Below are 24303 nucleotides of genomic sequence, written 5' to 3'. Positions count from 1 at the left end.
GCCGGACCTCCCCTCCGGAGGGTCCGGCAGCCGCGCGTCCTTGGGCCGGTCCTGACGTCGCGTCAGTTGACGTTGACGCCGGACCAGGCAGCCGCGACCGCCTTGTACTCGGTGGAGGTCGCGCCGTACAGGTCCTTGGCCGCGTTCAGGGTCGCGGTCCGAGCGGCCTTGTAGTTGGTGGTGGAGGTCATGTAGACGGTCAGCGCGCGGTAGTAGATCGCCGCCGCCTTGTCCCGGCCGATGCCGGTGACCGTGGAGCCGTTGGAGGTCGGGCTGTTGTAGCTGACGCCGTTGATGGTCTTGGCGCCGCTGCCCTCCGCGAGCAGGTAGAAGAAGTGGTTGCCGACGCCCGAGGAGTAGTGGACGTCCTTGTTGCCCACGGTCGAGGACCAGTAGTCCGCCGAGCCGCCGTCCTTGGACGGCTTGTCCATGTAGCGCAGCGGGGTGCCGTCGCCGTTGATGTTGATCAGCTCGCCGATCAGGTAGTCCGGCTTGTCGCTGGGCAGGTTGGCGGAGAACTCGACCATGGTGCCGAAGATGTCGCTGGTGGCCTCGTTGAGGCCGCCGGACTCACCGGAGTAGTTCAGGCCCGCGGTGTTGGCGGTGACGCCGTGCGTCATCTCGTGGCCCGACACGTCCAGCTCGGTCAGCGGGTGGCTGTTGCCGTCACCGTCGCCGTACGTCATGCAGAAGCAGGAGTCGTCCCAGAACGCGTTGACGTAGTTCTTGCCGTAGTGCACCCGGCTGTACGCGCCGACGCCGTCGCCGCGGATGCCGAGCCGGCCGAACGAGTTCTTGTAGTAGTCCCAGGTCGCGGCCGCGCCGAACTGGGCGTCCACGGCGGCGGACTGGGTGTTGGAGGCGGCGCCGGTGCCCCAGGCGTTGTCGGCGTCGGTGTAGAGGGTGCCCTTGCCGGAGGTCTTGTTGGCCAGGTTGGTGGTGTACATCCCGCCGCGGCCGGCGTCCTTCAGCTGGTACGTCGAACCCGACTGGGTGGTGGTCAGCGGCACGCTGCCGACGAACACGCCCTTGCCGGTGCCGGCGGCGGTCTGCACCTGCTCGTGGCTGGACAGCACCTCGCCGGTGGCGGCGTCGGTCACCAGCAGCTGGCTGCTCGGGGTGCCGTCGGCGCGCAGGCCCTTGACGGTGGTCTGGTACGCCAGGCGCGGGGTGCCGGAGGTGGCCCAGACCACCAGCTTGGCGCCGCTCGGGGCCTCGACCGAGACCAGCGCGGGCTCGTCCGCGTCCTTGGCGATCCCGACGGTGGCCTGCACCGCGCCGGCGGCCTTCCCGGCCGCCTGCTCCGCGGAGAGCTTCGGGGTGGCGGTCGCGGGGGCGACCGAGCCCTGGACGGCGCGGTCGACCGACGTCACCGCGCCCTTGGCGTCCTGGTGCACGACCACGTCGCCGCCGAGCACCGGCAGGCCGCCCAGGGTCCGCTCGTAGCGCAGGTGGCGGGCGCCGTCGGCGTCGACGACGGCGTCCTTGGCGACCAGCTTCTCCTGGGCGCCGAGGCCGAGGGCCTTGGCCGCGGCGGGCGCCTGGGCGTCGGCAAGGGCGATCAGGTCGGCGCGCTGGCCGGCGGCCGGGAGCCCGAAGGCGGTCACCGGCGCGGCCTGGGCGACGCCCGCGCTGATCTGGATCACGCCGGCGAGCAGCGCAGAGGCAGAGAGAACGGCTCCGACTGTCAGCTTTCGCTTCACGTACGGATTCCTTCCGGATCAACCGCGAGTGCGCGGTCGCGCCTCGCTCCGGGGCACCGGACCTGGTGCCTGCTGGGGCGGAACGGACGCTGACGTGCTGCTCCGTGCGGTCAGGGGCATCCGCCGGGGTGGGGGTGGCGGTGCTCCAACGGGGCTGGCCAGAAGCATGACAATCAAGCTGATCAAATGACAGGTCTGCAGCAAGAGTTGGCCATGTCCCGCCAGCTCGGACCGCCGGCGCGACCGCGCGGCGACCGCCCGCCGAACCGGTCAAATGCGGGCAAAGAGCTGTCCTGGGCAGGGGTTTCGGCCCGAACAGTGGCTGAACGGCAGTCGAATTCCGGCAACTCCGTTGACAGAACTGAATATTGCCCGAATATAAACAGCTTTGAATGGGCTGGTCCGGACCAGGAAATTGCTGGCGTGATCCCGCCAGGGGTCGGTCTTGTCCACCATCGTGGACACCTGCTACCCGCCCGCCCGGCCGCCGGTACGGTGGGACGGTGGCCAAGCCCCTCGCACTCGACTTCGACCCGATCGCCCGCGCCGACGAGCTCTGGAAGCGCCGGTGGGGAAGCGTCCCCGCCATGTCGGCGATCACCTCGGTGATGCGCGCGCACCAGATCCTGCTGTCCCGGGTGGACGCGGTGGTGAAACCGTACGGGCTGACCTTCGCCCGCTACGAGGCGCTGGTCCTGCTCACCTTCAGCCGCACCGGCGAGCTCTCGCTCTCCAAGATCGGCGAGCGGCTGATGGTCCATCCGACCAGCGTCACCAACACCGTCGACCGCCTGGAGCGGGCCGGCCTGGTCGCCCGCCGGCCCAATCCGCTGGACGGCCGCGGCGTGCTCGCCTCGATCACCGCGCGCGGCCGCGAGGTGGTGGAGGAGGCCACCCGGGAGCTGATGGCCGTCGACTTCGGCCTGGAGGGCTACGACGAGGACCAGTGCCACCAGGTGTTCGACCTGCTGCGGCCGCTGCGGGTCCGGGCCGGCGACTTCGCCGACCCCGAGACCGGGTCCTGACCCGACCGGCCCGCGGCACCCGACCGGCTCGGGCCCCCGGCCGTGCGGTCCGGGGTGCGGCGGGGGCGGGCCGTAGGGCCGGTTACCCTCGATGCCATGAAGCAGAGTGTGCTGACCCGCTACCGGGCGCTGGCGTACGTCACCGGCGTCCTTCTGATCCTGCTCACCCTCGGGGTGATCGCCAAGTACCTGCTGGACATCTCCGGCGCGGCCGGTTTCACTACCGCCGTCGGCATCGCGCACGGCTGGCTGTACGTGGTCTACCTGGTGCTCGGCTTCGACCTGGGCACCAAGGCCAAGTGGCCGATCGGCAAGCTCGCCTGGGTGCTGCTGGCCGGCACCATCCCGACCGCCGTCTTCTTCGTGGAGCGCAAGGTCTCCCGCGAGGTGGCCCCGCTGCTGCAGGACGCGCAGCCGGTCGGCGCCTGACCCGCACTCGCTCGGCTTCTGCCAGGCGCCCCCTTCCGGCCGGGAGGGGGCGCCTTTCCGTTCTGGCCCGCCCCCGCGGGTGCCCGCCCGCCTCCCGAGGTTCCCGGCCCCGTCGGCGGGGCGTCGGCGTACGCGGCGGGCCATCGACAGATACTAGGACGTCCGAGTACTTTGGAGTGGCGTCCCACCGGACGTCCTACTGGCCGATCCGCCCCGAGACCCGGGCGGCCGCACGGAGTGGAGCTCGCAGTCATGGACGCCGACGAGATCGAGGCCGGCCGCCAGCGCTGGCAGCAGCGGTACGACAAGGCCCGCAAGCGCGACGCGGACTTCACCACCCTGAGCGGCGACGAGGTCGAGCCGGTCTACGGTCCGGCCGCCGGCCTGCCGTACGAGGGGTTCGAGCGGATCGGCTGGCCCGGCGAGTACCCGTTCACCCGCGGCCTGCACCCCACCGGCTACCGCGGCCGCACCTGGACCATCCGGCAGTTCGCCGGCTTCGGCAACGCCGAGCAGACCAACGAGCGCTACCGGATGATCCTGGAGGCCGGCGGCGGCGGCCTCTCGGTCGCCTTCGACATGCCCACCCTGATGGGCTACGACTCCGACGACGGCCGCTCGCTCGGCGAGGTCGGCCACTGCGGCGTCGCCATCGACTCGGCCGCCGACATGGACATCCTGTTCCGCGGCATCCCGCTCGGCGAGGTCACCACCTCGATGACGATCAGCGGGCCGGCGGTGCCGGTGTTCTGCATGTACCTGGTCGCGGCCGAACGCCAGGGCACCGACCCCGGCGTGCTCAACGGCACCCTGCAGACCGACATCTTCAAGGAGTACATCGCCCAGAAGGAGTGGCTGTTCGCCCCCGAGCCGCACCTGCGGCTGATCGGCGACCTGATGGAGTACTGCCAGGCCAACATCCCGGCGTACAAGCCGCTCTCGGTCTCCGGCTACCACATCCGCGAGGCCGGGGCGACGGCCGCGCAGGAGCTGGCCTACACCCTCGCGGACGGCTTCGGCTACGTCGAGCTCGGGCTCTCCCGCGGCATGGACGTGGACGACTTCGCGTCCGGGCTGTCCTTCTTCTTCGACGCCCACCTGGACTTCTTCGAGGAGATCGCCAAGTTCCGGGCCGCCCGCCGGATCTGGGCCCGCTGGATGCGCGACCACTTCGGCGCCAAGACCGACAAGGCGCAGTGGCTGCGCTTCCACACCCAGACCGCGGGGGTGTCGCTCACCGCGCAGCAGCCGTACAACAACGTGGTGCGCACCGCCGTCGAGGCGCTGTCCGCGGTGCTCGGCGGCACCAACTCGCTGCACACCAACGCCCTCGACGAGACCCTGGCGCTGCCCTCCGAGCAGGCCGCGGAGATCGCCCTGCGGACCCAGCAGGTGCTCATGGAGGAGACCGGCGTCACCAACGTCGCGGACCCGCTCGGCGGCTCCTGGTACGTCGAGGCGCTCACCGACCGGATCGAGGCGCAGGCCGAGGAGATCTTCCAGCGGATCCTCGACAAGGGCCGCGCCGACCACCCGATCGGGCCGATCACCTCCGGCATCCTGCGCGGCATCGAGGAGGGTTACTTCACCGGCGAGATCGCCGAGGCCGCCTTCCAGTACCAGCGCTCGCTCGAGAAGGGCGACAAGCGGGTCGTCGGCGTCAACTGCCACCCGGGCAGCGTCACCAAGGAACTGGAGATCCTCCGGGTCAGCCACGAGGTCGAACGCGAGCAGGTCCGGGTGCTCGGCGCCCGCAAGGCCACCCGCGACGACGCCGCGGTCAAGGCCGGCCTGGCCGACATGCTCGCCGCGGCCCGCTCGGGCGAGAACATGATCCCCCCGATGCTGCGCGCGGTACGGGCCGAGGCGACCCTGGGCGAGATCTGCCACGCCCTCCGCGACGAGTGGGGCATCTACCGCGAGAACGCCTCCTTCTGACCACGGAGCACACCCCACCAGGGCCGCGCCTTCCAGGGCGCGCGTCTTTTCAGGGGCGCGGGGAACTGCGCGAGGGCGGGAGCACACTGGGCTGAGGACGGCGTCGGACGGCCGCATGCAGGGCCGTTCCGGGCTGTGAGGCCCGTGCCCTGCCGCCCCGCGCGGTTCCTCGCACCCCTCGCCGTACGCCGCGCCTTTTCAGGGGCGCGGGGAACTGCGCGAGGGCGGTAGGGCGCGATGCTTCGGACGGCGTCGGACGCACCCGTGCACGGCCGTTCCGGGCTGTGAGGCCCGTGCCCTGCCGCCGCGCGCAGTCCCTCGTGCCCCTCGCCGTACGCCGCCCCTTGTGGTGCCCCGCGCCCCCTGCGGTTGGCCGCGCCCCTCAGGGGGTCTCGGCGAGGGCGGCGGTGAGGCCGGGGAGGGGGCTGAGGAGGAGGGTGGTGAAGCGGCGGATCCAGGCGGGGCTGATCGGCTCGCCGCTGACCAGCATCCGGTGCTCCACCGTCCCCGCGATGGTGTCGAAGATGATGTCGATCTCCTCGCAGGCGGTGTCCTCGTCCCGGTCGGGGTCGAGTTCGCCGCGGGCCTGCGCATTGGCCCGCCCGAGCTGCACCAGGTGCTTCTGCGGGTCGACGATCCGTTCCCGGATCCGCCGCCGCAGCTGCGGGTCCCGGCTGCCCTCGGCGAACAGCGCGAGCAGCGCGGCCTGCGTCTCCGGCCGGGCCAGCAGGTCCGCGAACTGGGCGACCACGGCTTCGATGTCGGCCTGCAGGCTGCCGAGGTCGGCGATCTCCAGTTCGTCGAAGAGGCTGGCGACGGCGTCCACCACGAGCTCGTTCTTGGAGGGCCAGCGCCGGTAGAGGGTGGTCTTGGCGACGCCCGCGCGGGTCGCGACGTGCCCCATGGTGAGCCCGCCCCAGCCGATCTCGGCGAGGGCGGCCCGGGTGGCGTCGAGGATGGCCCGGTCGGCGGTGGCGCTGCGCGGCCGTCCCTTGCCGCGGCTGGGCGCTTCGCCGGCCGCCGCCTCGTCCGTGGGGGCGGCGGGTGCCGGGGCGGCCTGCTGCGGGGTGGTGGGCTGCGGGGTGGTGGGGGCCACCGAGCCTCCTTGCGTCGTGCGTTCTACCGAGCGCGTTCTACCGATAAGTAACTTTTCGGGACTGCCACCGTAGCGACCGTCCGCGGGGCCCCGCAGCGGGGTGGGCCGGGAAAGTGGGGCAGCTCACGTCGGTACGGGCCGAGGGGGGCTTGCGGGACCGGCCCGGGTTGCAGATACGCTACGACTCGTAGCGAAAGAGCGACAACCACGCGCCCCGGCCCACGGGATCGGGCGGGCGCGGGTGCGGGTGGGGATCCGCACCGGGACGCAGGGCTACGCGTTGAGCAGGTGCCCGCAGCGCGGCGGGCGGCAGGGGCGGGGACGGTTCGGCACGTTCTTTCCGGGCGGTTGGCGCCCGTCATCCGCGTCGACGGGGGAGGATGGTGCCATGCAGTCACGGAATTCGCGTCTCAACAGCTCCGCCCTGCGCGGCGCGGTCGACCTCGCCGCCGTCAAGGCCGCCGGCGAGGCAGCTCAGAAGGCCGAGCAGGCCAGGGCCGAGCGGGCCCGTCAGGCCGCCGCCTCCGGGGTCGACCCCGTCGCGCCGGCGTTCCCGCTGGTCATCGATGTCACCGAGGAGACCTTCGAGACGGAGGTCGTCCAGCGGTCGGCCGACGTTCCGGTGGTGATCGACTTCTGGGCCGAGTGGTGCGGCCCGTGCAAGCAGCTGAGTCCGATCCTGGAGCGGCTGGCCGAGGAGTACGCCGGCCGGATCGTGCTCGCCAAGATCGATGTGGATGCCAACCAGCTGATCGCCCAGCAGTTCGGCATCCAGGGCATCCCCGCCGTGATGGCGGTGGTGGCCGGCCAGCTCGTCCCGCTCTTCCAGGGCGCCGAGAACGAGGCCAACGTCCGGAAGATCATCGACCAGCTGATCGCCGTCGCCGAGCAGCGCTTCGGCATCGTCGGCGGCCAGGCCGGCGGGCCGGTCCCGGACGGCGGGGCCGAGGCGGGCGAGGGCCCGGCCGCACCGCGGGTGCCGGCCGATCCGGCGCTGGAGGCGGCGCACGACGCGCTGGACCGCGGTGACCTGGGCGGCGCCATCCAGGCGTACCAGAACGTGCTCGCCGACCGGCCCGGCCATGTCGAGGCCAAGCTGGGCCTGGCCCAGGCGCAGCTGCTGCGCCGGGTGGAGAGCATGGACCCGCAGGCGGTCCGGGCGGCGGCCGCGGCCGATCCGAAGGACGTCGCCGCGCAGTTGGAGGCGGCCGACCTGGATCTGGTGGGCGGTCATGTCGAGGACGCGTTCGGGCGGCTGGTGTCGACCGTGGCGCGGACCTTCGGCGAGGACCGGGACACCGTCCGGCTGCGGCTGCTGGAGCTGTTCGAGGTGATCGGCGCGGAGGACCCGAGGGTGGCCGCGGCGCGTACCGCGCTGGCCCGCGTGCTGTTCTGACGGCACCTCCGGTGGCACGGCAGATGACCTGCGGTGTCGCCGGTGATTTGGCGACATTCCCGCCGCACCCGCAGAGCTTTATCAAATCTTGACAGAACCCCTCCCCGGTGACCACAGGTGACCGGGGAGGGGTGTTTCGTTCCTGTTTCGTGCGGATTTCTGCGCCACAAATTCTCCAGAATGTCACTCTGGGTAGTCGCGCCTTCGATTCCATGATCATCGGCACCTGTTGTTGGATTACCCGTCAGTAACGCACCTCTTGTGCTTCGCCCGGGATTCAAGCAGCATCGGCGACGCCCGGTCCCTCATCCGAGGGATCCCCACCGGGCAGCCGCCGGCCCCGGCCGGTGTCTGGAGGACAGGGGGGTAGCCGCAGATCCCACACCGCGGCTCCTGGCCTCATGTCGGTCGCGCAGCCCGTGCGGCCGTCGGTTGTCGCTCGGGGGTGATCGCCGAGACCGTCCCCCAGGGCGGTCGGGCGCTCTCCGTTACCGAGGACGTAGCTCTCTCCCATCCCGGGCCGGGCCAGTGCGGGACGCACCGGATCCAGGCCGGAGATGTACGTCCTAGAAGGAGGACTGCATGTCCCAGACTTTCGGCAAGACGCGCTGGCGTCGCTTCGCCGTCGTGATGGTCCCCAGCATCGCCGCGACCGCCGCCATCGGTGTCAGCCTGGCCAACAGCGCCCTGGCTGCCTCGTTCAGCGTGTCGGGCCAGAGCTTCAAGGTCACCGCTGCCGACCTGGACGGCACCGGCTTCTCGCAGTTCGGCGGTGTCGACTTCGAGGCCAACGGCACGCCGCACCCGGTCGCCATCTCGTCGTTCGACCACGCTTCCATCAAGGGCCTGTGCCAGTCGGTCGTCACCGACCTCGGCCCGCTCGGCAAGTGGACCCTGGTGCTGAACGCCGGCAACGGCGACAAGGCGGTCGACGCCAAGCAGCTGCTGATCGACCTCAATCAGCTCAACGCGGACGCCGAGTTCACCAACATCAACATCGGCCAGGACGCCTCCACCCTCCCGTCCGGTGACGGCACCGCGCTCGGCAAGCTGAAGGCCTCGGGCGGCAAGCTGCCGACCGGCGCCCAGGGCTTCGCCCAGGCCGCGGACCGGGCGCACCTGACCGGCGTGCAGCAGACCGCCTGGGCGACCTCGGCGGGCACGTTCACGCTGAACGGCCTGAAGCTCAACATCAACAAGGGCTCCGGCGCCGGCGTCGAGTGCTACTAAGCCCCTCCTGACGGTGCGCCGGTCCGGCGCACCGTCCTGACGGGCCCTGCGGTCGGGGTGGGCGTTCACCGCCACCCCGACCGTGTCGTCAAGTCCCAACCTCGTAGACGTCGAGGAGCTGCACCATGTCCAGCGCAACCGCCGAAGCCTGGCCCGAGTCCACGCCGGGCCACCGGAGGGTACGGACGGGATTCCGTACCTGGCGCCGTACCCGGCCTTTCTGGGGCGGCCTGCTGGCAATGCTGGCCGGCGTCCCGATCCTCTACTTCCCCTACGCCAAGCTGTCCATCGGCGGCCTGACGATGGCGATGGCGACCACGGCGGGTGCCGGTTCGCTGATCATCGGCATCCTGCTGATCGCGCTCGGCCTGACGGCCTGGTTCCAGCCGGTGGTGCGGGTGTTCTGCGGTGTGGCCACCACGCTGCTCGCCCTGATCTCGATCCCGGTCTCCAACCTGGGCGGCTTCGGCCTCGGGGTGACGCCGGGTCTGATCGCCGGCGGTCTGCTGGTCGCCTGGATGCCGCTGCGCACGCTGCCGGCCGAGGCGGAGGCCGAGGCCGCCGCCGCCGAGCCGGAGACCGCGGCCCTGCCCCAGCAGCAGCACGAGGAGGCCGACCGGCCGCTCGCCTACGGCGCGGCCCCGGCCGGGCAGCCGCAGCCGTCCGCCCCCGACGCCGCCGCGGCGGCCGCCGACCCCGAGGAGCCGCGGTGACCGAGCCCCAGGAGCCCTCGGCCCAGCTGCCGGGCCCGCGGCACGCCGCGCCCCGCACGGGGGTCCGCGGCCGGCTGCGCGGACGGGCGCTGGCCATCGCCGCCGTGCCGACCGCGCTGCTGGTCGGCGCCGCCTACACGCCGACGCTCGCGGTGGCGGAGCCCAAGTCCGACAAGGCGTGTGCGAGCGCCCCGGACACGGTGATCGAGGAGACGCCGGTCCCGCAGAGCGAGATCAACGTCGTCCCGGACACCGCCTCCACCAACCAGGACCCGGCGGCGAAGAAGGGCACGGCCCCCGCGTCCGGCTCCACCGCCACCAAGGCCGCGTCCACCACCGCCGCGGCGCCGCAGAGCACCGGCAACCGGGCCGACCCGGCCGTCTACACCACCTCGGACACCAGCCAGGCGGTGCACGGCGCCGTGCAGCAGGCCGGCCTGATCGACGACATCGTGAACGGCGTCTTCCACCCGGGGACGGCCAAGAGCGCGACCGCGACGCCGACCCCGGTGCCGCCCGCGCCCAAGGGCGACACCTCCGCGTCCGCCTCGCCGTCCGCCCCGGCCTCGCCGTCGGCCCCGGCGCCCAAGAGCGACCCGGCGCCGCCCGCCGCCCCGGCGGCCTCGCCGTCGCCGTCCGCCCCGGCGACCGGGAAGGCCCCCGCCAAGGCGAAGACGGCGTCGCCGTCTGCGTCCGCCTCGGCCTCCGCCGGCCCGAACTGCGTGCTGGACACCCGCAGCGCGGTGGCCAAGGCGGCACCGAGCGGCCATGTGGTGCCCGAACAGAACTGGACCCTCAAGTCCAGCCGGCTGGCGCTGCACGGCTCGGTCTTCAACGGCGTCTACGACGTGAAGACGCCGACCGGCACCAAGCGGGTGCTGAAGTTCACCACCAGCAGCGTCGACATCGGCAATCTCGACATGTCGACCATTCAGATACCCGGGCTGACCTTCCACGTGAAGAGCGCGCCCAACTCCACGTCCACCATGCGCAACGGCCCGATCACCATGTACGTGGAGCGGCTGTCCGGCCACCTCTCGGAGATCTACGGCCTGCCGATCCCGATCGACCTCGGCGAGATCACGCTGACCCCGGACACCCTGCCGAAGTGGCTGTGGGACCTGCTCAGCGGCGTGCCGATCCCGCTGGACATCACGCTGACCGGCGCCACCGCGATCCAGGCCGGCCAGTTCGGCGGCACCCTCAAGATCCCCGGCATGAAGCTCTACAACGACGAGGAGCCGTACGTCGGCAAGTAGCCGCCGCCCGCACTCCCCGCCCGTACGCCGAAGGGCGGCCCCCGACCGGGAGGGCCGCCCTTCGGCGTGTGCGGGGAGCGTCAGTTCTTGACGCGGGTGCCCAGGTGGTGGACCTGGACCATGTTGGTGGTGCCGGGGATGCCGGGGGGCGAGCCGGCCGTGACGATCACGGTGTCGCCCTCGGCGAGCCGGTCCAGGCGCAGCAGCTCGCGGTCGACCTGCTCGACCATCTCGTCGGTGGTGGCCACCTGCTCCGTGACGTACGCCTCGACGCCCCAGCTGAGCGACAGCTGGTTGCGGGTGGCGGAGTCCGGGGTGAAGGCGATCACCGGGATCGGCGAGCGGTAGCGGGACAGCCGGCGGGCGGTGTCGCCGGACTTGGTGAAGGCGATCAGCGCCTTGCCGTTCAGGAAGTCGCCCAGCTCGCAGGCGGCGCGGGCGACCGAGCCGGACTGGGTGCGCGGCTTGCGGCCCGGGTTGAGCGGCTGCAGGCCCTGGGAGACCAGTTGCTGCTCGGCGGTCTCGGCGATCCGGCTCATGGTCTTGACCGTCTCGACCGGGAACTTGCCGACGCTCGACTCGGCGGACAGCATGACCGCGTCCGCGCCGTCCAGGATGGCGTTGGCGACGTCCGAGACCTCGGCGCGGGTCGGCCGCGAGGCGTGGATCATCGACTCCATCATCTGGGTGGCGACGATGACGGGCTTGGCGTTGCGGCGGCAGAGCGTGATGAGCTCCTTCTGCACCAGCGGGACCCGCTCCAGCGGGTACTCCACGGCCAGGTCGCCACGGGCCACCATGACCGCGTCGAAGGCGAGGACGATCTCCTCCATCGCCTCGACGGCCTGCGGCTTCTCGATCTTGGCGATGACCGGGACGCGGATGCCGACCTCGTCCATCACCTTGTGCACGTCGTCGATGTCGCCGGCGTTGCGGACGAAGGAGAGCGCGACCATGTCGACGCCGAGCCGCAGCGCGAACCGCAGGTCGTCCTTGTCCTTCTCGGAGAGCGCGGGCACGTTCACGGCCGCGCCGGGCAGGTTGATGCCCTTGTTGTTCGAGAGCACGCCGCCCTCGACCACCACCGTCTTCACCCGCGGGCCGTCGACGCTGACGACCTCCAGGGCGATGACGCCGTCGTTGATCAGGATCGGGTCGCCGGGCTTCACGTCGCCGGGCAGGCCCTTGTAGGTGGTGCCGCAGATGTGCTGGTCCCCGGGCACATCCTCGGTGGTGATGGTGAAGGTGTCGCCGTTGTCGACGGTCACCGGACCGTTGGCGAAGGTCGCCAGGCGGATCTTCGGGCCCTGCAGGTCGGCCAGCACCCCGATGGTGCGGCCGGTGTCCTCGGCCACCTGGCGGACCTTGCGGTACCGCTCCTCGTGCTCGGGGTGGGTGCCGTGGCTCATGTTCAGTCGGGCGACGTTCATGCCCGCCTCGACGATGGCCTTCAGCTGTTCGTAGGAGTCCGTGGCAGGACCCAGGGTGCAGACAATTTTCGCTCGGCGCATATCGGTCAGTCTATCCGTTCGTGTTATCGGTGCATTCCGCTCGAAACCTGAGGGATCGCCAACGAACCATCCCGAGGGATGGGATACTGACCGGTAGTCAGAAACTCGCCGGTCGGCTCACCGGACAGCAGTCTGCACCAGCGTGAAGGCCTGCTGTGCGATCTCCAGCTCCTCGTCGGTCGGGACCACCGCCACCGCCACCCGGGAGTGCGCGGCGGAGATGATCCGGGGCTCCCCGGAGCGGACCGCGTTCAGCTCCGGGTCGACCGCGATCCCCAGCACGTCCAGCCCGGCGCAGGCCGCGGCCCGCACGGGCGCGGCGTTCTCGCCCACCCCCGCGGTGAAGGCGACCGCGTCGACCCGGCCGAGCACGGCGCAGTAGGCCCCCAGGTACTTGCGCAGCCGGTGGACGTAGGCGTCGAAGGCCAGCGCCGCCGCCGCGTCGCCCTCCTGCGAGCGGCGCAGCACCTCGCGCATGTCATTGTCCCCGCACAGGCCGAGCAGGCCGCTGCGGCGGTTCAGCAGGGCGTCGATCTCATCGACCGTCAGCCCGCCGACCCGGTGCAGGTGGAACACCACGCCCGCGTCGATGTCGCCCGAACGGGTGCCCATCACCAGGCCCTCCAGCGGGGTGAGCCCCATCGAGGTCTCCACGCACACCCCGCCGGCCACCGCCGAGGCCGACGCGCCGTTGCCCAGGTGCAGCACGATCACGTTCAGCTCGGCCGGGTCCCGGCCGAGCAGCCGCGCGGTCGCCTGCGAGACGTACCGGTGCGAGGTCCCGTGGAAGCCGTAGCGGCGGACCCGGTACTCGTCGGCGACCGCCCGGTCGATCGCGTAGCGGGCCGCGTACTCCGGCACGGTCGCGTGGAAGGCGGTGTCGAACACCGCCACCTGCGGGAGGTCCGGACGCAGCGCGCGGGCCACCTCGATGCCGCTGATGTTGGCCGGGTTGTGCAGCGGGGCGAGCGGCACCAGCCGCCGGATCTCCGCCAGCACCTCGTCGGTGATCAGCGTCGGCTCGGTGAACCGGCGCCCGCCGTGCACCACCCGGTGCCCGACCGCCACCAGCTCCGGCGAGTCCAGCCCGAGCCCGTCCGCGTCCAGCTCCTCGGCGACCGCCCGCAGCGCCGCCGCGTGGTCCGGGAAGACCTGCCGCCGCTCGCGCCGCTCCTTGCCGTCCGGGGTGTGCACCAGCCGGCCGTCCGGCTCGCCGATCCGCTCGGCCAGCCCGGCGGCGGGGCGGCTGCCGTCCAGCATGTCGATCAGCTGGTACTTGACCGAGGAGGACCCGGCGTTCAGCACCAGGACCCGGGTGCCCGCGCTCATCGCGCCGCATCCAGGTCCGCGCCCTGGGCCTGGATGGCCGTGATCGCGACGGTGTTGACGATGTCCTCCACCAGAGCTCCCCTGGACAGGTCGTTGACGGGCTTGCGCAGGCCCTGCAGCACCGGCCCGACCGCGACCGCGCCGGCCGACCGCTGGACCGCCTTGTACGTGTTGTTGCCGGTGTTCAGGTCCGGGAAGACCAGCACGGTGGCCCGGCCCGCCACCGCCGAGCCCGGCAGCTTGGCGGCCGCCACCCGGGCGTCCACCGCCGCGTCGTACTGGATCGGGCCCTCCACCAGCAGCTCCGGCCGCAGCTCGCGGACCAGCTCGGTGGCCCGGCGGACCTTGTCCACGTCCGCGCCCGACCCCGAGGTGCCGGTCGAGTACGACAGCAGCGCCACCCGCGGCTCGACGCCGAACCGGGCCGCGGTCTCGGCGGAGCGGATCGCGATGTCGGCCAGCTGCGCGGCGTCCGGGTCCGGGTTGACCGCGCAGTCGCCGTACACCAGCACCCGGTCGGCCAGGCACATGAAGAACACCGAGGAGACCGTCGCCACCCCCGGCGAGGTCTTGATCACCTCGAAGGCCGGGCGGATGGTCGCCGCGGTGGAGTGCGCCGCGCCGGAGACCATCCCGTCGGCGATCCCCTCCTGCACCATCAGCGTCCCGAAGTACGAGACGTCGGCGACCACGTCCAGCGCGGCCTCGACCGTCATGCCCTTGTGCGCCCGCAGCTGCGCGTACAGCTCGGCGAAGCGGCGGCGCAGCGGGCTGGTGGCCGGGTCGACCACTCGCACCTGGGCGCGGTCGGCCCCTTCGACCGGGGCGGGCAGCTCGATGCCGAGCGCGGCGGCCCGGCGGTGCACGGCGTCCGGCTCGCCGAGCAGGGTGAGGTCGCAGATGTTGCGGCGCAGCAGCACCTCGGCCGCGCGCAGCACCCGGTCGTCGGTGCCCTCCGGCAGCACGATGTGCCTGCGGGAGCCGCGGGCCCGCTCCAGCAGCTCGTGCTCGAACATCATCGGGGTCACCCGCTCGGACCTGACCAGCTCGATCCGCCGGGTCAACTCGGCGACGTCGACGTGGAGTTCGAACAGCCCGAGGGCGATCTCGGCCTTCCGCGGGCTGTCCGGCCCGATCCGGCCCTCCAGGTGGGTCAGCGCCGCGGCGGTCAGCCAGCTGCCCTCGGGGACCGCCGCCACCGGGGTCCCCGGCGCCAGCCGGGCCGCCAGCGCCATCACCTCGGGGCCGGGCTGCAGGCCGAGGGTCAGCAGCACCCCCGCGATCGGCGGCGCCCCGGCGGCGTGCGCGGCCAGCGAGCCGATCAGCAGGTCGGCGCGGTCACCCGGGGTGACCACCAGCGCCCCCTCGGTCAGCGCGGTCAGGAAGGCGGGCAGCATCGCACCGCCGAACACGAACGAGCGCACGTCCCGGGCCAGGCCCGCGGCGTCCCCCAGCAGCAGCTCCGCGCCGGTCGCGCCGACCAGCTGGGCCACGGTCGGCGCCGACAGCGCGGGCTCCTCCGGGATGACGTACGCGGGGACCGGCAGCTTCTGCGCCAGGACCTCGCGGACCTGCTCCCGGGCGCCCGGCGCGACCCGGTTGGCGATCATCGCCACGGTCGAGCAGCCGAGGTCGGTGTAGGCCCGGTGGGCGTTGCGCACCTCCGCGACCACGGCCTGCGGGTCCTCGCCCTGGCCGCCCACCACCGGCAGCACCCAGGCACCGAACTCGTTCGCCAGCCGGGCGTTGAAGGCCAGCTCGTCCGGGATGTTGGTGCCCGCGAAGTCGGTGCCGAGCACCAGCATCGCCTGGCACTCGCGCTCCACCGCGTGGAAGCGCTCCACCAGCGCCGAGACCAGCTCGTCCTGGCCCTGCGCGGCCTGCAGGGCGGCGGCCTCCTCGTAGGTCAGGCCGTACAGCCCCGCGGGCGGCAGCTGCAGCCGGTACCTGGCCCGCAGCAGCTCCACCATGTGGTCCCCGCCGGCCCCGCCCGGACCGTGCGCGTGCACCAGCGGCCGGAACACCCCGACCCGGTCGACCTGCCGGGTCAGCAGCTCCATGACCCCGAGCTCGACCGCCTGCCGGCCGTCCCCCCGGTCGATCCCGGTCACGTACACGCTGCGCGCCACGCGGGTGTCTCCCATCCTCGCCGTGCTCGGCCACCGTCCGGTCCGACCCTACATTCGCCGTCCGCACACCTGATCGCATCCGGTGGACGGGGCGCCGAGGGCCGGGCCGTGGCGGGCCCGGCCCTCGGGGTACGGCGCGGCGGTGCGTCAGCGGCGGCTCAGGCCGGGCGCAGCCAGAGGGTGGCCAGTGGCGGGACGATCAGCTCGGCGCTGCCGGGCTGGCCGTTCCACGGGGTCGGTTCGGCCTTCACCGGGCGGGAGTTGGAGACGCCGCTGCCGCCGAACCGGACCGCGTCGGTGTTCAGCGCCTCCTCCCACAGCTGGTCCTTGCCGGCCAGCTTCGGCAGGCCGATCCGGTGGCCGTGCCGGACCACCGGGGAGAAGTTGCAGATCGCCACCAGCGGGGTGCCGTCGGCGGCGTACCGCACGAAGGAGAGCAGGTTGTCCTCGGCCGCGCCGCCGTCCAGCCAGCGGAAGCCGTCGGGGGTGGTGTCCTGCTCCCACAGTGCCGGGCTGGCCAGGTAGACCCGGTTGAGCTCGCCGACCAGCTGCTGGGTGCCGCGGTGCTCGGCGGCGGCCGGCCAGTCGTCGGCGAGCACCCACCACTGCGGTCCGTGCTCGTGGTCCCACTCCGCCCCCTGCGAGAACTCCTGCCCCATGAACAGCAGTTGCTTGCCCGGGTGGGCCCACATGAAGCCGAGGTAGGCGCGCTGGTTGGCCCGCTGCTGCCACCAGTCGCCGGGCATCTTGGTGACCAGGGACTGCTTGCCGTGCACCACCTCGTCGTGCGAGATCGGCAGGATGTAGTTCTCCGAGTAGGCGTACACCATCGAGAAGGTGATCTCGTTGTGGTGGTACTTGCGGTGCACCGGCTCCTTGGACATGTAGACCAGCGAGTCGTGCATCCAGCCCATGTTCCACTTCAGCCCGAAGCCGAGTCCCCCGCTGTCGGTCGGGCGGGTGACGCCGTCCCAGGCGGTGGACTCCTCGGCGATGGTGATCACGCCGGGGCAGCGCCGGTAGACGGTGGCGTTCATCTCCTGAAGGAACGCGGCCGCGTCGAGGTTCTCCCGCCCGCCGTACCGGTTCGGGGTCCACTCGCCGCCCTCGCGCGAGTAGTCGAGGTAGAGCATCGAGGCGACGGCGTCCACCCGCAGGCCGTCGATGTGGAACTCCTCGCACCAGTACGTGGCGTTGGCGACCAGGAAGTTGCGGACCTCGGTGCGGCCGTAGTCGAACTCCAGCGTGCCCCAGTCCGGGTGCTCGGCGCGCAGCGGGTCGGCGGGCTCGTACAGCGGCTCGCCGTCGAAGCGCGCCAGCGCGAAGTCGTCCTTGGGGAAGTGCGCGGGCACCCAGTCGACGATCACGCCGATGCCGTGCCGGTGCAGGGTGTCGACCAGGTACCGGAAGTCGTCCGGGGTGCCGAGCCGGGCGGTCGGCGCGTAGAAGCCGGACACCTGGTAGCCCCAGGAGCCGCCGAACGGGTGTTCCATCACCGGCATGAACTCGACGTGGGTGAAGCCCAGTTCCTTCAGGTAGCCGGGCAGTTCGGCGGCGATCTCGCGGTAGCCGGCCAGGTCCGGCCGCCAGGAGGCCAGGTGCAGCTCGTACACCGACATCGGCGCCCGGTGGTGCACGGTGTGCGCCCGCCGGGCCATCCACTCGCCGTCGCCCCACTCGTACGCGGAGGTGTGCACCACCGAGGCGGTGGCGGGCGGGCACTGGGTGGCACGGGCCAGCGGGTCGGCCTTCTCCAGCACCCACCCCTGCCGGGTGCGGATCTGGTACTTGTAGGTGGCGCCGTCGCCGAGGCCGGGCACGAACAGCTCCCAGATCCCGGAGGAGCCGAGCGAGCGCATCGGGTGGCCGGTGCCGTCCCAGTGGTTGAAGTCGCCGATCAGCCGGACCCCGACCGCGTTCGGCGCCCACACCGCGAACGCCGTGCCGCGCACCCCGTCCACCTCGCGCACGTGCGAGCCGAGCGCCCGCCACAGCTGCTCGTGCCGGCCCTCGGCGATCAGGTGCAGGTCCAGTTCGCCCAGGGTCGGCGCGGTCCGGTAGCCGTCCTCCTGTTCCAGCAGTTCGCCGCCCGGGTAGCCGACCCGCAGCCGGTACTGGGGGAACTCCTCGCCCGCCAGCAGGCCGGTGAACAGGCCGGACCGCTGGTGCGTCAGCTCGGCCGGGCCGTGCTCGGTGTCGATCAGCACCCGCTCCGCGAACGGCCGCAGCACCCGGATCGCGGTGCCGCCCTGGGTGGGGTGGGCGCCGAGCAGGGCGTGCGGGTCGTGGTGGCCGCCGGAGACCAGCCGGTCGACCTCGGCCGGCGGCAGCGGCGCCTCCGGCAGCCGCAGCACCGCGTCCGGCCGCGGCTGCGGCACGTGCGGCGTGCCGGCCCCGGGCCGGTCAGGGGTGTCCGGGCCGTCGGACGGCTCGGCCCGCCGGGGCGCCCCGGCCGCCCGCGACCGGCCCGCCCGGGCTGGGGTGCCCCGCTCGGGCAGGAAGGTGGCGGGCACGGCGGGGTTGGTGCGGTCCGGCTTCGGGCCGAGCGGTGTCACGACGGGGTCCTCCTGCGGCGGTGGTTGTGCGGGGGGTCAGACGGTGAGGGCCAGGCGGTTGATGGCGGCCAGCGGGATCGGCAGCCAGCTGGGCCGGTGGCGGGCCTCGTACACCACCTCGTAGACCGCCTTGTCGATCTCCAGGGCGCGCATCAGCTCCGGCGCGGCCGCGGGGTCGGCGCCGCCGCCCGCGGTGTAGCCGGCGCAGTACGCGGCCCGGTTGCGGGCCGCCCAGGCGGCGGCCAGGTGGGCGAGCTGCGGGTCGGTGCCGGGGGAGCCGGCCAGCAGGTGGGCGGCGGCGTAGTCGAAGGAGCGGAGCATCGCCGCGACGTCGCGCAGCGCGGGCTGCGGCAGCCTCCGTTCGGCCAGCGGCTTGGCGGGCTCGCCCTCGAAGTCCAGCAGCACCCAGCCGTGCGGGGTGCGCATCGCCTGGCCGAGGTGCAGGTCGCCGTGGATCCGCTGGACCTGCAGGCCGTCCAGGTGGTCGGCGGTGAGCTGCTGGAAGGCGCCGCGCAGCGCCGAGCGGTAGCGCAGCAGCCCGGGGACGGCGGCGACCGCGCTGTCCAGCCGGTCGGCCATCGCGCCGGCCAGCCGGGCGATCCGCTCCCGGTCGAGCCGGTCGACCGGCATCGACCTGGCCAGCACCCGGTGCACCTCGGCGGTGGCCCGGCCGAGCCGGTGCGCCTCGATGGCGAAGTTGCCGGGGGAGGGGTCGCCCTTGAGCCGGGCGACCTGGTCGAGGGCGAGCTCCCAGCCGTCCTCGGCGTCCGGCAGGTAGCGCTGGAGCAGGCCGAGAGTGGCCGGTTCCGATCGCTCCAGCCGGCTCTCGAACCACGCGGCGACCCGGGGGATCCGGGTGGAGCCGGCCCGCGAGAGGGCCAGTGAGAGTTCGAGGTCCGGGTTGGTGCCCGGGCTGATCCGGCGGAACAGCTTGAGGATGAACGCGGTGCCGTAGATCACCGAGCTGTTGGACTGCTCGGCGGTGGAGGCCCGGCCGGGCAGGTTGCCGGGCAGCCCGGGCCCCGGGGTGCGGCGGAAGGACAGCGGGCCGAACCGGTCGCCGGTGGCCAGGTGCTCCAGCAGCCGCCCCGTCAGCTCCGGGTCGTGCACCGCGTCGTACAGCATGGCGCCGTCGTAGGTGGTGCCCTCCAGCCGGCCGAGGACGGCGCCGGGCGGGATGCCGCCCGGCTCGTTCGAGCGGATTCCGAGCAGGAGCTGGTAGATGTCGCCCTGGGCGGCCGGCCCGGTGCCCTGCTCGACCCGCAGCAGCAGGTGCAGCAGGGCGGGGTCGCCGACCTGCAGGGGCGTGCCGACCACCGGGGTGAGCCCGGTGATGGCCCGGCCCTTGCCGGCGTACCAGCGCTGGGTGGGGAGCCAGGCGGCGATCAGCGGCAGCGCAGCGTGGACCAGCTCGCTGACCCCCGCAGCAGTTCTCCGGGCCCCGGATCCGCGCGTGCTGACGGCCCCGGGGGCGCCGTCGGGCGTGTCGCGGTGCACTTGGGCTTGAGAACGGGAGGTTTCGGACATGACTCCCTTTCCCCGGAAGCGGGCGGACTGCCCGACGGGTCCTGGCCGGGTCCGTCAGTCTTCCGGATTTCGGCGGCGCGGCGGCGACGGCACGCGAGCGGGGCTCGGGTGTCACGCCATAGTGTGGGTGGCCGTTGGGCTGTTCTCCGTACGCGGTGGTGCAGAGGCCTCCGGGGGCGCGGGGTGCTGCTCTCGCGCCCCCGGAGGGTTCGGTGCTGTGGGGCCTGGTGGATCGTTACTTCGGCGCCGGGAACTACTTGGCGCCGGGCTTGCGCAGCTGGAACCAGTAGAAGCCGTGCCCGGCCAGGGTGAGCAGGTACGGCCACTCGCCGATGGACGGGAAGCGCACGCCGCCGATCAGCTCGACCGGGTACCGCCCGCCGTACCGCCGCAGGTCCAGTTCGGTCGGCTGTGCGAAACGCGAGAAGTTGTTCACGCACATGACCAGGTCTCCCTCGTACTCGCGCACGAAGGCCAGCACTGCGGGGTTGCTGGAGGGCAGCTCGGTGTAGCTGCCGAGGCCGAACGCAGGATTGAGCTTGCGGATCTCGATCATGCGACGCGTCCAGTGCAGCAGTGAGCTCGAACTGCTTTGCTGCGCTTCGACGTTGGTCACCTGATAGCCGTACACCGGGTCCATGATGGGCGGCAGACTGAGCCTGCCCGGGTCGGCCGAGGAGAAACCCGCGTTGCGGTCCGGCGTCCACTGCATCGGGGTCCGGACACCGTCCCGGTCGCCGAGCCAGATGTTGTCGCCCATGCCGATCTCGTCGCCGTAGTAGAGCACCGGGGAGCCGGGCAGCGAGAGCAGCAGGGCGGTGAAGAGCTCGATCTGGTTGCGGTCGTTCTCCAGCAGCGGCGCGAGCCGCCGGCGGATGCCCACGTTGGCCCGCATCCGCGGGTCCTTCGCGTACTCCGCGTACATGTAGTCGCGCTCCTCGTCGGTGACCATCTCCAGGGTCAGCTCGTCGTGGTTGCGCAGGAAGATGCCCCACTGGCAGCCGGACGGGATGTCCGGGGTCTTGGCGAGGATCTCGGAGACCGGGTAGCGGGACTCCCGGCGCACGGCCATGAAGATCCGCGGCATCACCGGGAAGTGGAAGGCCATGTGGCACTCGTCGCCGCCGGAGGCGAAGTCGCCGAAGTAGTCGACCACGTCCTCCGGCCACTGGTTGGCCTCGGCCAGCAGCACCGTGTCCGGGTAGTCCGCGTCGATCTCCTTGCGCAGCCGGCGCAGGAACTCGTGGGTCTCCGGGAGGTTCTCGCAGTTGGTGCCCTCCCGGGCGTACAGGTACGGCACCGCGTCCAGCCGGAAGCCGTCGATCCCCAGGTCCAGCCAGAACCGCAGGGCCGCGATCACCTCCTCCTCGACCCGCGGGTTGTCGTAGTTCAGGTCCGGCTGGTGGGAGAAGAACCGGTGCCAGAAGTACTGCTTGCGGACCGGGTCGTAGGTCCAGTTGGAGGTCTCGGTGTCGACGAAGATGATCCGGGCGTCCGGGAACTGCTTGTCGTCGTCGGCCCACATGTAGAAGTCGCCGTACGGGCCGTCGGGGTCGTTGCGCGAGGCCTGGAACCAGGGGTGCTGGTCGCTGGTGTGGTTGACCACGAAGTCGATGATCACCCGCATCCCGCGCAGGTGGGCGGCGTCCACGAACTCGACGAAGTCGGCCAGGTCCCCGAACTCGGGCAGCACCGACTTGTAGTCCGCCACGTCGTAGCCGCCGTCGCGCAGCGGGGAGGCGAAGAACGGCGGCAGCCAGAGGCAGTCCACGCCCAGCCACTGCAGGTAGTCCAGCTTCTCGGTGAGCCCCTTGAGGTCACCGACCCCGTCGCCGTTGCTGTCCTGGAAGGAACGCACCAGGACCTCGTAGAAGACCGCGCGTTTGAACCAGTCGGGGTCCCGGTCCTTGCTCGGCGTCTCGGCGAAGGTGTCGGGGACGGGCTCGTTGACTGTCACTGAGGATGCCTCCGAACGGTGAGGAGGTGGGCCGGCCCGTCGGACGGGTCGAGCCGGACGTAGTTGTGCCGGGCCCAGGTGTAGGTGGCACCGGTGAGCTCGTCGTGCACGGTGATCGGGTGGTCGCCGTCGAGGGTGACGGTCGCCTCCTGGGCCTGCCTCGGGTCCAGGTTGACCACCGTGATCACGTGGTCCTCGATGCCGTCCTCGGTGGTCGCCGACTTGGAGTAGGCGATGACCTGGTCGTTGTCGGTCGGGTGGAAGCGCAGGTTGCGCAGCTGCTGGAGGGCGGGGTGCCGGCGGCGCAGCCGGTTCAGCGCGGTCAGCAGCGGGGCGAGGGTGTCCTGGCGGGTCCAGTCGCGCGGGCGCAGCTCGTACTTCTCGGAGTGCAGGTACTCCTCCGAGCCCGGATGGGCCGGCTCGTTCTCGAAGTGCTCGTACCCGGCGTAGACGCCGTAGCTCGGGGCCAGGGTGGCGGCCAGCACGGCCCGGACGGCGAAGGCGGCGCGGCCGCCGTGCTGGAGGTACTCGGGCAGGATGTCGGGGGTGTTGGCGAAGAAGTTCGGCCGCATGTAGGCGGCCGCGTCACCGCTGAGCTCGGTGAGGTACTCGGTGAGCTCCTGCTTGGTGTTGCGCCAGGTGAAGTAGGTGTAGGACTGGTGGAAGCCGACCTTGCCGAGGGTGTGCATCATCGCCGGCCGGGTGAAGGCCTCGGCGAGGAAGACCACGTCGGGGTCGGTGCGGGCGATGTCGGCGAGCACCTTCTCCCAGAAGCTGACCGGCTTGGTGTGCGGGTTGTCGACCCGGAAGATCCGCACCCCGTGTGCCATCCAGAACCTCAGGACCCGCAGGGTCTCCTTGACGATCCCGTCGAAGTCCTGGTCGAAGTTGACCGGATAGATGTCCTGGTACTTCTTGGGCGGGTTCTCGGCGTACGCGATGGTGCCGTCGGCGCGGTGGGTGAACCACTCCGGGTGCTTGTTCACCCACGGGTGGTCCGGGGAGCACTGCAGCGCGAAGTCGAGCGCCACCTCCAGGTCCAGCGCGGTGGCCTCGGCGACGAAGTGGTCGAAGTCCTCGATGGTGCCGAGGTCCGGGTGGACCGCGTCGTGGCCGCCCTCCGGGGAGCCGATCGCCCACGGCGAGCCGACGTCCCACCGGCCGGCCGTCAGGGTGTTGTCCGGGCCCTTGCGGAAGGCTCGGCCGATCGGGTGAATCGGCGGCAGGTAGACCACGTCGAATCCCATCGCGGCCACCGCGGGCAGCCGCTCGGCGGCGGTCCGCAGCGTCCCCGACACCGGCGGGGTGGCACCCGAGGCGTCCACCACGGCTCCCTCGGAGCGCGGGAAGAACTCGTACCAGCCGCCGAACAGCGCGCGCTGCCGGTCCACCTGCAGCGGCAGCGGCCGGGAGGCGCTGACCAGCTCGCGCAGCGGGTACCGGGCGAGCAGCGCCGTCACCTCGGGGGCGAGCGCGGCGGCGTAGCGGCTGAGGGTGGGCAGTCCGGTGTCGCGCAGCGCGTCCACGGCGGCCAGCACATGGGCCCGGCCGTCCTTCTTCGGCACCCCGGCGGCGGCCCGCTCCAGCAGCAGCGCGCCCTCCTCCAGGACCAGCGCGGTGTCGATCCCGGCGGGCAGCTTCACCGCGGCGTGCCGGCGCCAGGTGGCGACCGGGTCGCTCCACGCCTCCACCAGGTACGACCAGCGGCCGGGGGCGGTCGGGGTGATCCGGGCGCCCCAGCGGTCGGTGCCCTCGGCGAGTTCGCGCATCGGGGTCCAGGGGCCGCTGCGGCCGCGCGGGTCGCGCAGCACCACGTTGGCGCTGACCGCGTCGTGCCCTTCCCGGAAGACGGTGGCGGTGACCGTGAAGGCCTCCCCGACCACGGCCTTGGCCGGGCGGCGCCCGGCGTCCACTAGGGGGCTGACGTCCAGGACGGGGATGCGGCCGATCACGGTGTCGCTCTCTGTCGTCTTGCGGGCGGGGGACTTGCGGGCGGCGCTCTTCGCGGGGGCCGGCCGGCGCGCGGCGCCCGCGGCGCCGCCGCCGGCCGCGCCCGCGGAGCCGGCCCGCGTCGTGGTGGTGGTCCGCGCGGTGGTGGTCCGCGCGGTGGCGGTGCGCGGGGCGGCGGCGGTGGCGGCCGAGGTGCGCCGCGGGGCCGCCTTGCGGGCGGGGACGCCGTCGGCGGCGTCCGGGCCGCCGCCGGGGCCGCCGCCGGGGCCGCCGGCCCGCGGGGCCGGCAACGGCGGCTCCGTGGTCGACGGTGTGTCGGGTGAGCCCGACGGCGAGGTGGACTGGTCCCGCGTGTCGCCGTGCATGCCAAACTCCTGCCCGAGATCGGCGGCGGCTCCCGCGGGCCCGAGGCCGGGGAGTGCCGGAGGAACTGCTGGCTGAGGAAGGACGTGCGACCGGAAGGCTGCCCGCACCGACGCGCCCGGCAACCTGCCGGCCGGCCCGCGACCGCGGCCCACGCCCCGAGCGGCCGCGCGCGTCCCGGCGCGCGCCACTC

16 protein-coding genes are annotated in these 24303 nt (G+C 72.5%); 7 read left to right on the top strand and 9 right to left on the bottom strand.

Translation table 11 applies throughout. The features are described 5' to 3' along the window. Positions 1–62: 62 nt before the first annotated feature. Positions 63–1703 carry a M4 family metallopeptidase gene (locus AC2TEW_RS12035; protein WP_484623360.1) on the bottom strand — a complete coding sequence of 547 codons (1641 nt, stop codon included), beginning with the start codon at positions 1701–1703 and terminating at the stop codon, positions 63–65. A gap of 503 nt (positions 1704–2206) precedes the next feature. Between AC2TEW_RS12035 and AC2TEW_RS12030 the strand changes: the two genes are divergently transcribed. From AC2TEW_RS12030 to icmA, 3 genes are all read left to right on the top strand, one after another. Beyond that, a complete protein-coding gene (locus tag AC2TEW_RS12030) occupies positions 2207–2728 on the top strand; it encodes a MarR family winged helix-turn-helix transcriptional regulator (protein WP_484623359.1) in 522 nt (173 codons plus the stop codon). Positions 2729–2824: 96 nt separating this feature from the next. Then, positions 2825–3157 carry a DUF3817 domain-containing protein gene (locus AC2TEW_RS12025; protein WP_484623358.1) on the top strand — a complete coding sequence of 111 codons (333 nt, stop codon included), beginning with the start codon at positions 2825–2827 and terminating at the stop codon, positions 3155–3157. 252 nt (positions 3158–3409) lie between these two features. Continuing rightward, positions 3410–5095: a coenzyme B12-dependent isobutyryl-CoA mutase large subunit gene (gene icmA / locus AC2TEW_RS12020; RefSeq protein WP_484623357.1), complete on the top strand. Its 1686-nt coding sequence runs from the start codon at positions 3410–3412 to the stop codon at positions 5093–5095. 382 nt (positions 5096–5477) lie between these two features. Here the strand turns inward: icmA and AC2TEW_RS12015 are convergent, their stop codons facing one another. Next, a complete protein-coding gene (locus AC2TEW_RS12015) occupies positions 5478–6053 on the bottom strand; it encodes a TetR/AcrR family transcriptional regulator (protein ID WP_484623511.1) in 576 nt (191 codons plus the stop codon). A 526-nt stretch (positions 6054–6579) separates the two neighbouring features. Here AC2TEW_RS12015 and trxA point away from each other — a divergent pair. The 4 genes from trxA (at position 6580) to AC2TEW_RS11995 (ending at position 10789) form a co-directional block, all read left to right on the top strand. Continuing rightward, positions 6580–7587: a thioredoxin gene (trxA, locus tag AC2TEW_RS12010; RefSeq protein ID WP_484623356.1), complete on the top strand. Its 1008-nt coding sequence runs from the start codon at positions 6580–6582 to the stop codon at positions 7585–7587. A gap of 582 nt (positions 7588–8169) precedes the next feature. Next, positions 8170–8817 (top strand): DUF6230 family protein, encoded by a 648-nt coding sequence (locus AC2TEW_RS12005; protein WP_484623355.1) that lies wholly within the window; start codon positions 8170–8172, stop codon positions 8815–8817. A gap of 125 nt (positions 8818–8942) precedes the next feature. Then, positions 8943–9530, top strand: coding sequence for a DUF6114 domain-containing protein (locus AC2TEW_RS12000; protein ID WP_484623354.1), 588 nt, complete (start codon positions 8943–8945; stop codon positions 9528–9530). Next, positions 9527–10789: a hypothetical protein gene (locus AC2TEW_RS11995; protein ID WP_484623353.1), complete on the top strand. Its 1263-nt coding sequence runs from the start codon at positions 9527–9529 to the stop codon at positions 10787–10789. The genes AC2TEW_RS12000 and AC2TEW_RS11995 overlap by 4 nt, the downstream gene beginning before the upstream one ends. A gap of 80 nt (positions 10790–10869) precedes the next feature. Here the strand turns inward: AC2TEW_RS11995 and pyk are convergent, their stop codons facing one another. The 7 genes from pyk to AC2TEW_RS11960 form a co-directional block, all read right to left on the bottom strand. Continuing rightward, positions 10870–12300 (bottom strand): pyruvate kinase, encoded by a 1431-nt coding sequence (gene pyk / locus AC2TEW_RS11990; protein ID WP_033821714.1) that lies wholly within the window; start codon positions 12298–12300, stop codon positions 10870–10872. Positions 12301–12417: 117 nt separating this feature from the next. Then, on the bottom strand, positions 12418–13629 hold the full coding sequence (locus AC2TEW_RS11985) for an acetate kinase (protein WP_484623352.1): 1212 nt from the start codon (positions 13627–13629) through the stop codon (positions 12418–12420). After that, positions 13626–15758 (bottom strand): phosphate acetyltransferase, encoded by a 2133-nt coding sequence (pta, locus tag AC2TEW_RS11980; RefSeq protein WP_484623510.1) that lies wholly within the window; start codon positions 15756–15758, stop codon positions 13626–13628. Before pta ends, AC2TEW_RS11985 begins: the two co-directional genes overlap by 4 nt. A 158-nt stretch (positions 15759–15916) precedes the next feature. Then, positions 15917–18313 carry a 1,4-alpha-glucan branching protein GlgB gene (gene glgB, locus AC2TEW_RS11975; protein ID WP_484623351.1) on the bottom strand — a complete coding sequence of 799 codons (2397 nt, stop codon included), beginning with the start codon at positions 18311–18313 and terminating at the stop codon, positions 15917–15919. A 36-nt stretch (positions 18314–18349) separates the two neighbouring features. Continuing rightward, positions 18350–19840: a maltokinase N-terminal cap-like domain-containing protein gene (locus tag AC2TEW_RS11970; protein ID WP_484623350.1), complete on the bottom strand. Its 1491-nt coding sequence runs from the start codon at positions 19838–19840 to the stop codon at positions 18350–18352. Positions 19841–20093: 253 nt separating this feature from the next. Then, complete coding sequence (gene treS / locus AC2TEW_RS11965) at positions 20094–21797, bottom strand: maltose alpha-D-glucosyltransferase (protein WP_033821721.1); 1704 nt, start codon at positions 21795–21797, stop codon at positions 20094–20096. Further along, on the bottom strand, positions 21794–23749 hold the full coding sequence (locus AC2TEW_RS11960; protein ID WP_484623509.1) for an alpha-1,4-glucan--maltose-1-phosphate maltosyltransferase: 1956 nt from the start codon (positions 23747–23749) through the stop codon (positions 21794–21796). The genes treS and AC2TEW_RS11960 overlap by 4 nt, the downstream gene beginning before the upstream one ends. Positions 23750–24303 lie beyond the last annotated feature (554 nt).

Source organism: Kitasatospora sp. NEAU-CNBT7 (genome assembly GCF_057220535.1).
This window is presented reverse-complemented; position numbering and strand designations above follow the sequence as displayed.

What these genes read in the sequence shown, in the direction of transcription:
- AC2TEW_RS11985 (WP_484623352.1), bottom strand. Translation starts at nt 13,629, where the DNA reads ATGAGCGCGGGCACCCGGGTCCTGGTGCTGAACGCCGGGTCCTCCTCG.
- icmA (WP_484623357.1), top strand. Translation starts at nt 3,410, where the DNA reads ATGGACGCCGACGAGATCGAGGCCGGCCGCCAGCGCTGGCAGCAGCGG.
- AC2TEW_RS12005 (WP_484623355.1), top strand. Translation starts at nt 8,170, where the DNA reads ATGTCCCAGACTTTCGGCAAGACGCGCTGGCGTCGCTTCGCCGTCGTG.
- AC2TEW_RS12025 (WP_484623358.1), top strand. Translation starts at nt 2,825, where the DNA reads ATGAAGCAGAGTGTGCTGACCCGCTACCGGGCGCTGGCGTACGTCACC.
- AC2TEW_RS11970 (WP_484623350.1), bottom strand. Translation starts at nt 19,840, where the DNA reads ATGTCCGAAACCTCCCGTTCTCAAGCCCAAGTGCACCGCGACACGCCC.
- AC2TEW_RS12000 (WP_484623354.1), top strand. Translation starts at nt 8,943, where the DNA reads ATGTCCAGCGCAACCGCCGAAGCCTGGCCCGAGTCCACGCCGGGCCAC.
- pyk (WP_033821714.1), bottom strand. Translation starts at nt 12,300, where the DNA reads ATGCGCCGAGCGAAAATTGTCTGCACCCTGGGTCCTGCCACGGACTCC.
- trxA (WP_484623356.1), top strand. Translation starts at nt 6,580, where the DNA reads ATGCAGTCACGGAATTCGCGTCTCAACAGCTCCGCCCTGCGCGGCGCG.